This is a genomic window from Alphaproteobacteria bacterium (assembly GCA_033344895.1).
Classification (GTDB): Bacteria; Pseudomonadota; Alphaproteobacteria; order UBA8366; family Aestuariispiraceae; genus Pacificispira.
The window spans coordinates 4,551,771-4,565,543 of record JAWPMN010000001.1 but is presented as its reverse complement, the minus strand read 5'-3'; the positions used below and the strand labels follow the sequence as shown (position 1 = coordinate 4,565,543).

At 61.4% G+C, this 13,773-nt stretch carries 11 protein-coding genes; 4 read left to right on the top strand and 7 right to left on the bottom strand.

From position 1 onward, the window contains the following. Nucleotides 1–33: 33 nt before the first annotated feature. Nucleotides 34–948, bottom strand: coding sequence for a fumarylacetoacetate hydrolase family protein (locus R8L07_21570; protein MDW3208132.1), 915 nt, complete (start codon nucleotides 946–948; stop codon nucleotides 34–36). Between the two features lie 131 nt (nucleotides 949–1,079). Further along, a complete protein-coding gene (locus R8L07_21565; protein MDW3208131.1) occupies nucleotides 1,080–2,219 on the bottom strand; it encodes a cupin domain-containing protein in 1,140 nt (379 codons plus the stop codon). 227 nt (nucleotides 2,220–2,446) lie between these two features. Between R8L07_21565 and R8L07_21560 the strand changes: the two genes are divergently transcribed. Continuing rightward, entirely contained in the window at nucleotides 2,447–3,172 is a 726-nt protein-coding gene (locus R8L07_21560; protein ID MDW3208130.1) for an FCD domain-containing protein, read from the top strand. Between the two features lie 212 nt (nucleotides 3,173–3,384). After that, nucleotides 3,385–3,738: a DUF1428 domain-containing protein gene (locus R8L07_21555; GenBank protein ID MDW3208129.1), complete on the top strand. Its 354-nt coding sequence runs from the start codon at nucleotides 3,385–3,387 to the stop codon at nucleotides 3,736–3,738. Nucleotides 3,739–3,784: 46 nt separating this feature from the next. Here R8L07_21555 and R8L07_21550 read toward each other — a convergent pair whose 3' ends face one another. The 3 genes from R8L07_21550 to R8L07_21540 form a co-directional block, all read right to left on the bottom strand. Beyond that, entirely contained in the window at nucleotides 3,785–4,339 is a 555-nt protein-coding gene (locus R8L07_21550; protein MDW3208128.1) for a putative glycolipid-binding domain-containing protein, read from the bottom strand. A 235-nt stretch (nucleotides 4,340–4,574) separates the two neighbouring features. Further along, nucleotides 4,575–5,582, bottom strand: coding sequence for a hypothetical protein (locus tag R8L07_21545; GenBank protein MDW3208127.1), 1,008 nt, complete (start codon nucleotides 5,580–5,582; stop codon nucleotides 4,575–4,577). A 481-nt stretch (nucleotides 5,583–6,063) separates the two neighbouring features. Next, nucleotides 6,064–8,628 (bottom strand): FAD-dependent oxidoreductase, encoded by a 2,565-nt coding sequence (locus tag R8L07_21540; GenBank protein MDW3208126.1) that lies wholly within the window; start codon nucleotides 8,626–8,628, stop codon nucleotides 6,064–6,066. 445 nt (nucleotides 8,629–9,073) lie between these two features. Between R8L07_21540 and R8L07_21535 the strand changes: the two genes are divergently transcribed. Then, a complete protein-coding gene (locus R8L07_21535; GenBank protein MDW3208125.1) occupies nucleotides 9,074–9,694 on the top strand; it encodes a PAS domain-containing protein in 621 nt (206 codons plus the stop codon). Between the two features lie 211 nt (nucleotides 9,695–9,905). Then, on the top strand, nucleotides 9,906–11,477 hold the full coding sequence (locus tag R8L07_21530) for a trimethylamine methyltransferase family protein (protein MDW3208124.1): 1,572 nt from the start codon (nucleotides 9,906–9,908) through the stop codon (nucleotides 11,475–11,477). A gap of 69 nt (nucleotides 11,478–11,546) precedes the next feature. On the opposite strand, the gene R8L07_21525 is transcribed toward R8L07_21530, so the two are convergent. Both R8L07_21525 and R8L07_21520 read right to left on the bottom strand, forming a co-directional pair. Next, the gene (locus R8L07_21525; protein MDW3208123.1) at nucleotides 11,547–11,999 is read right to left on the bottom strand and encodes a hypothetical protein; all 453 of its coding nucleotides are present in this window, start codon (nucleotides 11,997–11,999) and stop codon (nucleotides 11,547–11,549) included. Between the two features lie 131 nt (nucleotides 12,000–12,130). Further along, on the bottom strand, nucleotides 12,131–13,759 hold the full coding sequence (locus R8L07_21520; GenBank protein MDW3208122.1) for an ABC transporter substrate-binding protein: 1,629 nt from the start codon (nucleotides 13,757–13,759) through the stop codon (nucleotides 12,131–12,133). Between the last annotated feature and the right edge of the window lie 14 nt (nucleotides 13,760–13,773).

Here is a 13,773-nt window from a genome sequence, read left to right as displayed (position 1 = left end):
GAAGCAGGAACCTTCATAGGTGTCGTGTCGTTGTCAGCCGATCTTCACGACCGGATGACGGATGGTGCCGATGCCCTCGACATGGGCTTCGACCACGTCACCGGGCCACAGCCATTCCTGCGGCGTGCGACCGGCGCCGACGCCTTCCGGCGTGCCGGTGGCGATGATGTCGCCCGGTTCCAGCGTGATGCCCTGGGAGATGTCCGAAATCAGAGTCGGGATCTTGAACAGCATGTGCTTGGTGTTGGAGTTCTGCTTCTCGACACCGTTGACCGTCAGCCACAGGTTCAGGTTCTGCGGATCGGCGACTTCGTCCGGTGTCACGATGCAGGGACCGAACGGCGCATAGGTGTCCATGCCCTTGGAATAGATCCACTGACCGGCGCGGCGGTTGTCGCGGGCGGAGATGTCGATCATCACGCTGTAGCCGAAGACATGACGCATCGCGTCCTCTTCCGAAACCTTGCGCGCCGTCCGGCCGATGATGACGGCCAGTTCGACCTCCCAGTCCAGCTGCTGCGTGATCGCGGCATTGTGCTCGATCGCCTGGCCCGGGCCGATCACGGCGGTCGGCGGCTTGGAGAAAATCACCGGCTTTTCCGGCAGGTCCTTCGGGCCGTCCAGCGGCTTCTTGGTCTCTTCGACATGTTCCAGGTAGTTCAGGCCGATGCCGAAGATGTTCTTGCGCGGCCGCGGGATCGGTGCGCAGAGGCTGACATCCTCCACCGGCAAGGCGGCGCCCAGCGGCCATTTGTTGCGCGTCACGTCCAGGACCTGACCGATTCGGCTCAGCGCGGCCGGTCCCAGATCGATCAGTTCCAGCATGGTTTCCGGAAACACCTCGCCGGTTGCCTCACCCAGGAAACCGATATCGATGACATTGTCCTCCTCAATCGCGCCCAGGCGGGCAGGGGCTTCGATGGTGGAGCGGAAGGTCACGAGTTTCATGCGGTTTGGTCCTTTTTGATATTCGATGTTCCCTACCTGCCGTGTTCCTGCGAAAACAGGAACCTTCTATGACGTCGGCCCGGTGGTGGTTCATGTAGGCTCCCGCTTTCGCAGGGGCGCGGTTGCGGTGTCTATTCGGGCAGCGGCTGGTGCCCGCCATTGTCGCCGAAGGCTTCCTCGCGATAGAGGCCCAGCGCCTTCATGACCGGCAGGTCGTTGAAGCAGAACAGGCAGGCGTCTTCACTGTCCGACGCATTGGCATGTTCGTGCCAGGCCCAGGACGGGACGCAGAAAATGTCCCGCTCGGACCAGTCGAAGCGCTGTCCGTTGATGATCGAATGCCCGGAGCCCTTGGCGCATTGATAAAGGTAGCTGCCGGTGTGACGGTGGGCGCGGGTTCTTTCGCCGGGGCGCAGCATCTGCATGCTGGCACCGATGGTCTGCATCACCGGGCCGCCGGTCACCGGGTTCACGTAATTCATCATCACCCCGTCGAAGGGCGAACCATCGCTGCTTTCCGCCAGCCGCGACAGCGCCTCATAGGTCGGCTCCCATTCGTATTTGAACATCGGAGAATAGCCCTTCTGCCAGTCGCCGCCGGTTGCGGTCAGGCTGTAGGGCGTCAGGCCGGGATTGCCCCAGGCCTTGGTCATGTCATCGACCGGGTAGGCCGTCGCTTGCTGCAGGTCGGGATGAACCTCGTAGAAATTCGCCTCCAGGCAGTTGACCAGCGGGATATCCAGGCCGTCCTGCCAGATGCAGGGGGTCCCGTCCTCGGACACCGCGTGTTCGTGCCAGGTGCCGTTCGGCGTCAGCACGAAGTCGTTGCGCTTCAGCGTCATCTTGTGTCCGTCGACGATGGTATAGGCGCCGGAGCCTTCCATGATGAAGCGCAGGGCAGAGGCGGAATGCCGGTGTGCCGACGCGCGCTCCCCCGGATGCATGACCTGCAGTCCGGAATAAAGCCAGCCCACCGCCGCGGCCACTTCCTTGCGGCCCGGGTTTTCGAGATAGATCACCCGGCGGCCTGCCTTTTCCGGCGATACCAGATCGACCGAACGCAGCACATGCTCCCGAAGGTCGTTGTAGCGCCAGATCATCGGCAGGGAATCCGATTTCGGCTCCCAGGGCTCGATCTTGTTGGCGACGGTCCACAGGGCGCCCGCGCTGAAGGTTTCCAACTCGTCGTAATAGGCGTCCAGCTCCGGAGTATCCTCGACATTGGCGCGTCCGGCGACGTCCTCGCGATGGTTCTGACGGCTTGAGGTCATGGTCTGCACTCCCGGTATGCGTTTCGCCGGCCCGTTTGTCCCGGATCGTTGTCGAAAGACTGACTCCGGGGGGCCGGCTTGTAAACAGGATTTTCGAAAATCTTGTGCATTTACGAAATAGCTCCTATCGTGCTCCTGCGAAAGCAGGAGTCTTCTTTGACCGTGCGCGTTGCCGGATCGGCGAAGGCTCCTGCTTTCGCAGGAACGCGTATTAAAGGATACATCCAGTGACCCAGCCCCTGACCTCCCCTTACGCCCCCGCCGCGGCCAATGACGCGCCTGGCAAGGTGACGCTGGCTGAAAGTGTGTATGAGCGGATGCGCTGGGACATCGTGCGCGGGGCGCTGGCGCCCGGCCTGCCGTTGCGTCTGGAACAGTTGAAGGCCCGTTACGGCGCCGGCTTTTCGCCCCTGCGGGAGGCGTTGAACCGCCTTCAGGGGGAACGCCTCGTCCAGGCCCTGTCGCTGCGCGGCTTCATCGTCGCCCCGCTGTCGCCGGAGGAAATGAAAGACGCCATCGAGTCGCGCATCGTCATTGAGACCGAGGCCCTGCGCCGGGCGATCCAGCGCGGTGACGATGCCTGGGAGGCGGAGATTCTTGCCGCCGCCCATCAGCTTTCCCGACAAACCGGCCGGATCGCGTCGGACTTGCCCGGCGAGGCGCTGGATCAGGCGCTGATCGAGCTGGAATCCCGTCACCGCCGTTTCCACCGCGCCCTGATCGCTGCCTGTGGCTCGCCCCGCCTGCTGCAGATGGCCGATACGCTCTACATGGAAACCGAACGCTACCGCGTCACCGCTCTGACCCGGGCGGTGACCACCGGCGAACGCAACGCCGACGCCGAACACAAGGCCCTGGTCGACGCCATCCTGGCGCGCGACGCGAACACCGCCATCGAGCTGCTGGAGCAGCACTTCCGGGACACCGGGCGCCAGATGGTGGGGCTGATCTAGGGCGGTTGCGCCGGAAGCCGCACCGAATGCCAGCTGGGCTACAGTTTAGGGGACCGCACAATTCCGGGCGCATGTCCCTGTACTGGAAGCCGCCAGACAAGACCCGTCCCGAACTGGCCCCATTTCAGGTGGTAGGAGCTTACCGCGACCGTCGTTGAACGGACACGGATACGTGGTAGTGTCCAGTGCGTTAAAATTCTTGGGGAAAGACGATGGCCTATATTGACTGTTTCGTTGCGGCGGTGCCGAAGGATCAGCGCGAAGCGTTTCTGAATCACGCCCGGGTGGCGGCGGAGGTGTTCAAGGATTGCGGCGCGTTGCGGGTGGTGGATTGCTGGGCGGAAGATGTCCCGGACGGGGAGGTCACGTCCTTTCCGATGGCGGTCAAATGCGGCGCGGATGAAAGCGTCGCCTTGGGATGGGTCGAATGGCCGGACAAGGAAACCCGAAACGCCGGCTTTGAGAAACTGATGCAGGACTCTCGCATGGACCCGGCAACGAATCCGATGCCCTTCGACGGCAAGCGACTGATCTTCGGCGGTTTCGATAAGATCTCCGATGTCTGATGGCGTTTGGCGGGAGACGGGATGGTCCGCCTTCGGCTGCCGGGGATCAGGTTCTCGCACCCCAAAGTCCGGGATAGTCGATCACCAGTCCGAAATCGTCGACCTGCAGGTCGAACCGGTATCCCGGTGACGTGTATCGATAAACGCGCTCTTGAAGTCGTTCGTAGCTCTGCACCAGCGGTTTCACCTGCCAGTCCTGCGTGTCGAGCCATAGGGCCGTGACCTCTGCCCGTGCGCCGACGGCAAGGCGGAGGCGGCGGATGGCGAGCGTGTTGGTGGCGGGGGTGAAGCCGAGGTCGACGTCACGGGCACCGGCTACGCCGTCCAACCGTGCGCCGTTCAGGCTCCAGCCACCATCCCCTTCCCTGGACAGGGCGATGTCGACATCCCGCGATCCATGCCAGCCGGTGACCTGTGCCTGTTCGCTGGTCCAGTCGGGGGCGCAACGGATCGTGTAGGCAAGGGACGCGACTTCGCTCTCTTCGACGAAATTAGCCGTGCCGTCGACGGCCCAGCCGCCATCCGCGCGGCGACGAATGCCGCAGGCTTCCGATCCGTCAACGTCCAGGCGCTTCCAGAAGATCGTCCGGTCTCGATCCATGGTCTCGTTCCTTCATGCCGGTAATGCCGGGACATGGTGCCGGGCGGCAGGGAGGGCGCAAGAAGAAAAACGGCGTGGGTGAAAGCTTCGCAGCCTTCAGTCGTGCAAGTCAAAAAAGCAGCGTTGTTCCGACTGAATACGCCCAAGCTTATAGCGTCATCTATACAATGTTTGGATCGCAAAGGAATTTCATACCGACCGACGCCGTTTGGAGAGTTTTCAGAACGGAGTAAGGTCAGGCCGGATCGGAAAGTGTCATTCCATGGCGCGCGGCGCCGCGCTTTACAAGGTCTGCAACAAGAGCGACGTAAAAGGATTCGTCCCTGCTGCACGACAATACGAAGTTGCTGCCAGGATTTATTGCAGGCTTGTTCAATTCGAGAAACGCGACGGTGTCATCCGCTGGATTGTAACGGAAGTCCGCGCGGAAAAAATCCAAAGGGTAGAATTCTTTGTATAGTTCTTTGCAATAGGCGTTCAGGCGTTTTGCCAAGTGTGGGGCGTCCAGGCGCTCTCTCGTCCTCCCTTTCCCACCCTCCATTTTTTGCGCCCGAGTCTGAATGTTTCCCGGTGCGTCGGAAGTTACCTTTAGGGGCCAACCGACTTGGGCATTCTGCATGCCATCGCCCACACACGCGATGGTAACATCAAACCCGGGCACGAACGCCTCCACCAAAGCGTGCTGACCCTCGTGCAACAATCTCTTCAAGCGACGTTCCGCAGTAACACGGTCTTTTGATACGGCTTCCTCATTGATGAACTCGGAACTCATGCCGAAACGCGGCTTGACCACACAGGGGAACCGAACGGGGCTCCAGTCGACGTTGGCATCGGCCGGGCTGACGGAAATCCAAGTGGCCGTAGGAATGCCACGCTTCAATGCTTTCAATTTGCACGCATGCTTGTCTTCCACTAGCGCCAATGTCAGTGCGTCACCGCACAGCATGGGCAAGCCGATCGCTTCGCAATGTGCCGCGACAACCGATTCTTCGCTCGAAAGACTGTCGCTCGAGTACACGGAAACGGCATAATCGCATTGCTTTCCCAGAGTCAGCACGTCTTTGGGGCTTCTAGCCACAATCACGTTCGGGCAGATCGCCCGCAGCGCTTGGAAGAGTGAAATGTGGTAGGCTACGTGAACGGAATCGGTGCGGATTGGAGGATGGTATTCGGGTGAATAGCGGCGTTCAAAATCAGGAGGTACGAACCCTGCCACGAGCAGGATGGACTTAATCTGTCGCACAGATCGGTGCCTAACCTTCAGGTTTAAACGGCAAATCGTACGCCGGGAGGCGACTGTGTAGGGCCGCAGGACAGTATTCGATTTCCGATGGCCATGTCCAGACGTCGTAGAATGCTGAACGCGCTCAGAGGTCGGGTTAGAAGGACGCAAGCGGTCTTACGCGGCGTTGCGGGGCATCCGGCACGTGGTTCCCGACAAAACGCGACGTTTGGGCGGTTGGCAGACTACCATCAGCGAGAAGCGTTGTTGGCCCGCGGGATTGGCGCGCTCACGGAAGTGTTCCTCGCTGAGGTGGCCTGTACAAAAAGCGTTCCGAAATGGAATCGATTGAGGTCCACCTTCTCACGAATTCGAGACAGCATCTCATGAAGCGATGACACGCGACCAAGTGACAGGTGCTTCAGAAGAAAGGAACGGCGCGGAGACTGGCTCCGCGCCGCGTGAGGCTGAACAGGGGGATGAAACGAAACGTCGTGCGGCCTTACGACTTCATCCGCGCATTGGTCGGGTCGTAGAGGGCTTTCATGCCGACTGCTTCGACCTTCACCGGGAATTTCTGGTTGAAGAACTCGATCTCCAGTTCGCGGCCTTCCTGGCAGTATTCGTGGGGCAGGTAGCCCAGCGCGATGTTCTTGCCGATGGAGGGGCCGAAGGCCAGCGAGGTCGTGTAGGAGCGTCGGCCCAGGCTGTCGATCAGGACCTCGTTGGTCGCCGGATCGACAATCGGGCAGTTGCCGGTCATGAACCGGGCGACTCCGTCCTTGTCGGTATTGTCGGTGACCGTCAGCGTGCACAGCATCGCCGCCTGATGGGGCAGGTCGCGGTGGCGCAGGTTGGCCTCCTTGCCGCGGAAATCGGCAGCCTTGACCTTCGGACGGGCGAGGCCGGCTTCCAGCAGATTGTATTCGGTCAGCAGGTCGGCGTTCTGCAGACGCAGGCTCTTTTCCAGGCGGCGGCTGTTGGCATAGGTCTCCACGCCGACCGGGGTGATGCCGACCTCCCGGAACATGTCCCAGAGCGCCAGGCCATAGGCCATGGAGAAATGCAGTTCCCAGCCCTGTTCGCCGACATAGGAGATGCGAAAGCCCTTCACCGGAACGCCGCGCAGGGTGAAATCCTTGCAGGCGCCGAAGGTGAAGTTTTCCGGGTCCAGGCCGGCCGGGTTGTCCGCCAGTTGCTTGAGCGTGGCGCGGGCGTTCGGGCCCCACACGCCGATGCAGCCGTAATGATCGGTGCGGTCCTCGACGAAGACGTCCCACTCCTTGTCCTGGGCCATGCGGCGCAGATAGGTGGCATCGCGGTTGCCGGCATCGCCGCCGTCGATCATCTGGAACCGGTTCTCACCCAGGCGAAGGACGGTCAGGTCCGCCATGACCCCGCCGGTATCGTCGAGGAAGTTGGTATAGACGCCTTTGCCAACGGCCGTGTCGCCCGCCACCTTGGACGAGGACACGTATTCCATCAGCGTCGCGGCATCCCGCCCGGTGATGTCGTAGATCGCGAAATGGGACAGGTTCACCATGCCGATATTCTCGGACAGTTCCAGATGCTCGGCGTTGGAGACGCGCCAGAAATGGCGGTTGTCCCACTCGTTCAGACGCTCCGGCACGCGGTCGGCGTATTTTTCCAGCAGGGGGGCGTTGCTGGCATAGCCATGCGCGCGCTCCCAGCCGGCAATTTCCATGAAGTGACCGCCCAGTTCCTTCTCGCGCAGGTAATACGGCGCCGTGCGCAGATTGCGGCCCTTGGAATAGGGTTCACGGTTGTGGACCGGCGGATTGTAGATCTTGAACGCCGTCTCGTAACAGCGATCGTAGATGTATTTTTCGGACTTCTGGATAGGGTAATAGCGGGCATAGTCGATTCCGTGATGGTCGATATGGGTACGCCCGTCTGTCATCCAGTCGGCGATGATCTTGCCGGTGCCCGGGCCGTCCTTGACCCAGACGGAGACGCCGTACCACAGGCCGCGCACATCGGGCGATTCCCCGATCGACGGCCCACCGTCGGCGGTGACCTGCAGCAGACCGTTGAAGGAATGCTTCTCGTTGTAGCCCAGCTCTCCCAGGATCGGGGTCAGTTCCAGCGCGCGCTCCAGCGGTTCCATGATCTGTTCCATGTCCAGATCGCGCTGGGACGGGGACAGGCGCGCCTCTTCCTTTTCCAGCAGGTCGCGTGGATGGACCAGGCGGGGGTCCTTTTCCTCGTAATAGCCCCATTCGATCTGGCCGCCCTCGGTCGTGCCGGCGGCGCCGGTATCGCGCAGATAGGCGGAGTTGCCCTGATCGCGCAGCAGCGGATAGCCGATCTCCTTGCCGGTGCCCTTGAATTCGTCATAGGGCCCGAAGAAGGTCAGCGGATGGTCGACCGGCATGACCGGCAGGTCTTCCCCCGCCATCTCCGCAATCAGGCGGCCCCACAGGCCGGCGCAGACCACGACCCTGGAGGTCTCGATATAACCGCGGGAGGTTTGAACGCCCTTGATGCGGCCGTTTTCGATATCCAGGCCGGTGCAGGGGGTGTTCGGCATGGTCTCCAGCTTGCCGGTGGCTTCGGCCTCCTGGATCATCTCACCCGCGACGGTCTGGGAACGTGGGACGACCAACCCGGCATCCGGGTCGAACAGCGCGCCCTGGATCATGTCTTCCTCAATCAGGGGCATGCGCTCCTTGACTTCCTGCGGCGTGATCAGGTGCACGTTGCTGCCGAAGGCACGGCCGGAGCTGACGCGGCGTTCCAGTTCGCGCATGCGCTCGTCGTCGCCCTTGCGCGCGACTTCGATGCCGCCGATACGTTCATAGCGACCGCGCTTCTCATAGAAGTCGATCGAGTATTTGGTGGTGAAGATCGTCATCTGATCATGCGCGGTCATGAAACAGAAGTCGGACGCATGCCCAGTGGAGCCGATATCCGTCGGAATGCCCGACTTGTCGATGCCGATGATGTTCTCCCAGCCCCGTTCGATCAGGTGATGGGCCACCGAAGCCCCGACGATGCCACCCAGGCCGATGATCACGACATCCGCCTTCTTCTGGAACTGCGCCATAGATACCGTCTCCGTCATAGAAGAATTCGTTGAGTTCCGTCCCGTGCCGATCGATCCGGTGATCGGATTCGACGCAGGCAGGGCAGCCCGCCTCAGGATCGGGCTGCCGTCAAACTGTCCATCGCGGCGCAGGATGTTGAAATCCGGCCGATCCGGCTTTCACGATTGCGACGTTGACGGCAATTCCTACGCCACGGGGGCTCCCGAGAATGGCAGGGTAACCGGTCGTAGTAGCCCGTTGTAGTTGCCAAATTATGGTTAACGGCGTATGAATATGAGACTAGGGGCGGGAGAAGAATCTCCTATAATTTGGCGTACGGTTACCGGGCTTTAAGCTTTTCCGTGAGAAGCTGCACGCGGCGAGGAGCTCCCTCGCCGCAAGCCGGACACCTGTGTCCGGGGCGGTCCCTCATGGACAATGGCGATTCTGCAGTGTGGTGCATAGATGCCGGAAGGCGGAGATTCAAAGGCAGCCGCGCGATCTGATCTGGCCGCGGATATGATCCTTTCCGACGAGCGGGAGAGGGTGGCGGCCTTCTTCGCCCGGGAGGCGATGGATCCGCCGACCTTCGTCTGGAACCCGGACCCCGAGACGTTTCCGCATCTCCTGCTGAAGGAGTTTCTGGCGACATGGCAGGCAATGCCGCGGACGGATGCCTGCCCGTTGCCACAGGTCAGGGATTTCGACGTCTTCACCTTTCGGCACGCGATTGGCCACATGATGTATCTGGATGTGATCGACGGCGGAAGGGACTTCCGATACCGTGTCTATGGCAGCCGGATCGCGCAGTTCTCGGGCTTCGATCTGACCGGGAAGTGTCTTGGTCATGCCGATGCGCCTTCGATCAGCCGGGATTTCATGCTGGCCTGCTACAAGGCACTGATCCGACGGCAGGAGCCGCTGTTCACCCAGCACAAGTCGCCGCGCGATTTCCTGGTTGCGACATGGAGCCGGCTGCTGCTGCCCCTGGTGAATGAGGCCGGCCAGACGGAACGGCTTCTGGGCGTCAACATTCCGAGCGGCAAGGAACCCCTGAATACCAGTGTCCGCTCCGTCTTCAACTAGCGCATTTCCGATCCAGCCGCCAAACACTCCGATGACGCGGCTAATGAGGAAGGAAGTCGCGAATTCGAACGTCGACGCCGCGTCCCGGGTCCATAAGGAGGCTTCGGGTTGGCGCGGAACCACGTGAACCCGAGGTCTGAGGCGATTGGTTTATCTGACTCCGTCCGCCAGCGCTGGCGTGCGGATAGCGGCGTTCGAAAGGGAATTCCAGATGAGTGAACAGACGGCCGAAACCACCGGTGGCGGAAGACGGGCAGGGCGCGGCGGTGGCGGCGGGCGCGCCGCACGACAGGCGGCGCGGGCCGCCGGCGGGCAGACTGCGCCGGCCTATATCACCCGTAAGATCGGCTATTTCGAATTGCTTCAGGAAGAGACGCTCGAACTCATCGAGCGTAATGCCGACACGGTGCTGGAGGAGATCGGTCTTGATTTCCGCGGCGACGAGGAAGTGCTGCAGATGTGGCGCGACCAGGGCTGCGACGTGCAGGGTGAACGCGTTCATTTTCCGCGCGGTCTGTGCAAGAAGCTGATCCAGGACACCGCGCCGTCGCTCATCACCCAGCATGCCCGAAACCCGGCGCGCACGGTCAAGATGGGCGAGGGGCATACGGTTCTGGTCCCGGCCTACGGCCCGCCCTTCGTCCGTGACCTCGACAAGGGGCGCCGATACGGCACGATCGAGGATTTCCGCAACTTCGTGAAACTGGCCTATATGTCGCCTGGGCTTCACCATTCCGGCGGCACGGTCTGCGAACCCGTCGATGTTCCGGTGAACAAGCGCCATCTGGACATGGTCTACAGCCATATGCGCTATTCCGACAAACCCTTCATGGGGTCGGTTACGGCGCCGGAGCGCGCTGAGGACACTGTGGAGATGTGCAAGATCCTGTTCGGCGCGGACTTCGTCGACCAGAACTGTGTCGTCATCAACCTGATCAATGCCAACTCGCCGATGGTCTGGGACGATACGATGCTGGGCGCGCTGAAGGTCTATGCGCGCAACAATCAGGCGACGGTGATCTCGCCATTCATCCTGTCAGGCGCGATGAGCCCGGTCACGGTGCTCGGCACGCTGACGCAGCTCTATGCCGAAGCGCTGGCGGGCATGGCCCTGACACAGGTCTGTCGTCCCGGGGCACCGGTGGTGTTCGGGACCTTCGCCTCGTCGATATCCATGCAGTCCGGTGCGCCGACCTTCGGAACCCCGGAACCTTCACTGGTCCTGTATGGCGCGGCACAGCTGGCACGCCGGCTGGGGGTGCCCTTCCGGTCCGGGGGCGGGTTCACGGCGTCGAAGACGGCCGATGCGCAGGCGGCCTATGAATCGGCAAACACGCTGCAGACGGCGGCGCTGGGGGGTGTGAACTTCATGCTGCACACCGCGGGCTGGCTCGAAGGCGGCCTTGTCATGGGCTACGAGAAGTTCGTGATGGATGCGGATCAGGCATCGATGCTCGGTCGCCTGCTCGATGGTCCGGACCTCAGCGAAAACGGTCAGGCGATGGACGCGATTCGCGAGGTTGGCCCGGGGATGCACTATCTCGGCTGTACCCATACGCAGCGGAATTTCGAGACCGCCTTCTACCGCTCGCCGCTTGCCGACAACAATTCCTACGAACAATGGGAAGCCGAAGGCAGCCTCGACATGAACCAACGCGCCAATGCCCGCGTGAAGAAGCTGCTTTCCGAGTACCAGGCACCGGAGATCGACCCGGCGGTCGACGAGGCTCTCCAGGCCTTTGTCACGCAGCGCAAGAACTCCATGCCCGACGCCGCCTACTAGGTGCCGACTGTCCCGAGTGAAGGAAGTGCCGGCGTAATGCCGGCACTTTTCTTTTTTGGGAAAGACCTGTCAGCGCATGATTTCCCGGGCCATCTGCTGAAGCTGCCCGGGAAGGTCCGCTTCCACGCGACCGAGCCATTTCAGTGCCTCATCCAGGTCTTCGAACGTCGCGCGTTCTTCGTCGTAATCTGAAATCTGCTCCGCCATGCCGAAGATCAGACGCACGGTCACAAGGCTGAGCGGATTTGGGCAGACGACTGCGAGTTTCGTCGGCGCTACCCCGCCGCCGTCGCCGAAGTAGGTTTCCCTGTCGACGTGAGCGATCTCCATACCGGCCTGCGGGGTCAGTTCGCTGAGTTGTGCGTTCGGATGCAGCAGCATCAGGGTGTCCAGCGTAACGCCCTCTGACGGGTCGAAGCCGGGATTGGATATCCCGTCGATCACGTCCCGGGATGCTACGTGACCCCACATGAACCCGACGATAAGCGACCGGTCCGGCACAAGCCGCAACGCGTATCCCACGATCCCCAACCCCAACCTTGTTTGCTGAATCGTACCGCAATCGTTGTCGGCGGTCGAAGGGCCGTTTTGAAAAAAGAACGGCCCGGGCGATGCCGGGCCGTTCCAGTACGTTGTCGAACTGAGAGTTTCGCTTACGCGAACCACCAACGTTCGGCGTTCTTGTGACCATCCAGTTCCCAGTTGCTGGCCATTTGCTCCGGCAGCTGGATCTTGGAACTGGCCGCATGGGTGTAGGCCATGTAGATCGGGATGATGTTGCCGCAGTCTTCGTTACAGATCCGCTGCATCTCGACATACATTTCGCGACGCTTCGTCGTATCCAGTTCGGCGCGGGCCTGAACCAGAAGCTCATTGAAGCGTTCGTTTTCCCAGAACGATTCGTTCCAGTCGGCACCCGAGGAGTAGATCTGGCTGAAGATCCAGTCTTCCGTCGGACGGCCGCCCCAGTAGGAACCGCTGAACGGCTTCTTCAGCCAGACGTTCGACCAGTATCCGTCATCCGGCTCACGCACGACGTTGATCGTGATGCCGGCTGCCTTTGCGGTTTCCGCGAAGAGCTGCGCACCGTTGACCGCGCCTTCAAAGGCGGTGTCGGCGATATGCAGGTCGACCGTCAGGTTTTCCATGCCCGCCTGTTTCAGGTGGAACTTGGCCTTTTCCGGATCGTATTCACGCTGCGGCAGTTCTTCCGGCGTGGCGCGGTAAATGTTGGCCGGGCCGATCGGATGGTCGTTGCCGACTTCGCCCAGACCCTGAAGCAGTTTCTCGACGAACTCGTTCCGGTCGATCGAATACTTCAGCGCCAAGCGGACATCGTTGTTGTCGAACGGTGCCGTGTTGCAATGCATCGGCATCGTCGCATGCTTGTTGCCGAAGGTTTCAAAGACCTGGATGGTCGGTACCTGACGCATCAGGCTGACCGTGTTCAGATCCAGGTTCGTGATGCAGTCCAGTTCGCCGGTCTGCAGACCCGTGTTGCGCGCGTTGGCGTCCGGCACGAACAGCGATTCGACTTCGTCGAAATGCGCACGGCCTTCCTTCCAGTAGTTCGGGTTGCGCTTCACGACGGTACGAACGCCCGGATCGAAACTGACCAGCGAGTAGCCGCCCGTACCGACGCCGGATTCCCAATCGATCGTGCCGTCGTCCTTTGCCGGGCAGATGCCCAGGTGGTAGTCCGACATCAGGAACGGGAAATCGGCACTGCCGCCGCTCAACGTGAAGACGACCGTATCCTTGCCGTCTGCCTTCACATCGGTGATCGGCGAGACGATGCCCTTCGCCGCGGAATCGGTGTCCTCACCGCGGTGATGGTTGATCGAGGCTACGACATCAGCGGCTTCCAGCGTCTTTCCGTTATGGAATTCCACGCCCTGGCGCAGCTTGAAGGTCCAGGTGGCGGCATCCGGTGCTGCTTCCCAGCTCTCCGCCAGTTCACCGGTCAACTGCCCGTCAGACCCGATTTCCGTCAGGTTGTTGCGCAGCATACCGAAGCTGACATTGATCATGTAGGAATCGAGGATCTGTGCCGGATCCATCGTATCCCCGGACCCGCCGCCGGTCAGCGCCTGGCGGAAACGTCCGCCTTTTTTCGGGGTTGCCGCCTGAACCCGATCGACATGGCCGAACACCGTGGTGGAGGCGACGCCCGCACCGAGCGCGGCGGCAATGAATCCGCGACGGCTCAGTTCTCCGCGCGCGAATGCCCTCTTCATGAGATCAAATTTGTGACGGAGCTCCCCGTCCATCTTATTCGACATCTTTGTACTCTCCC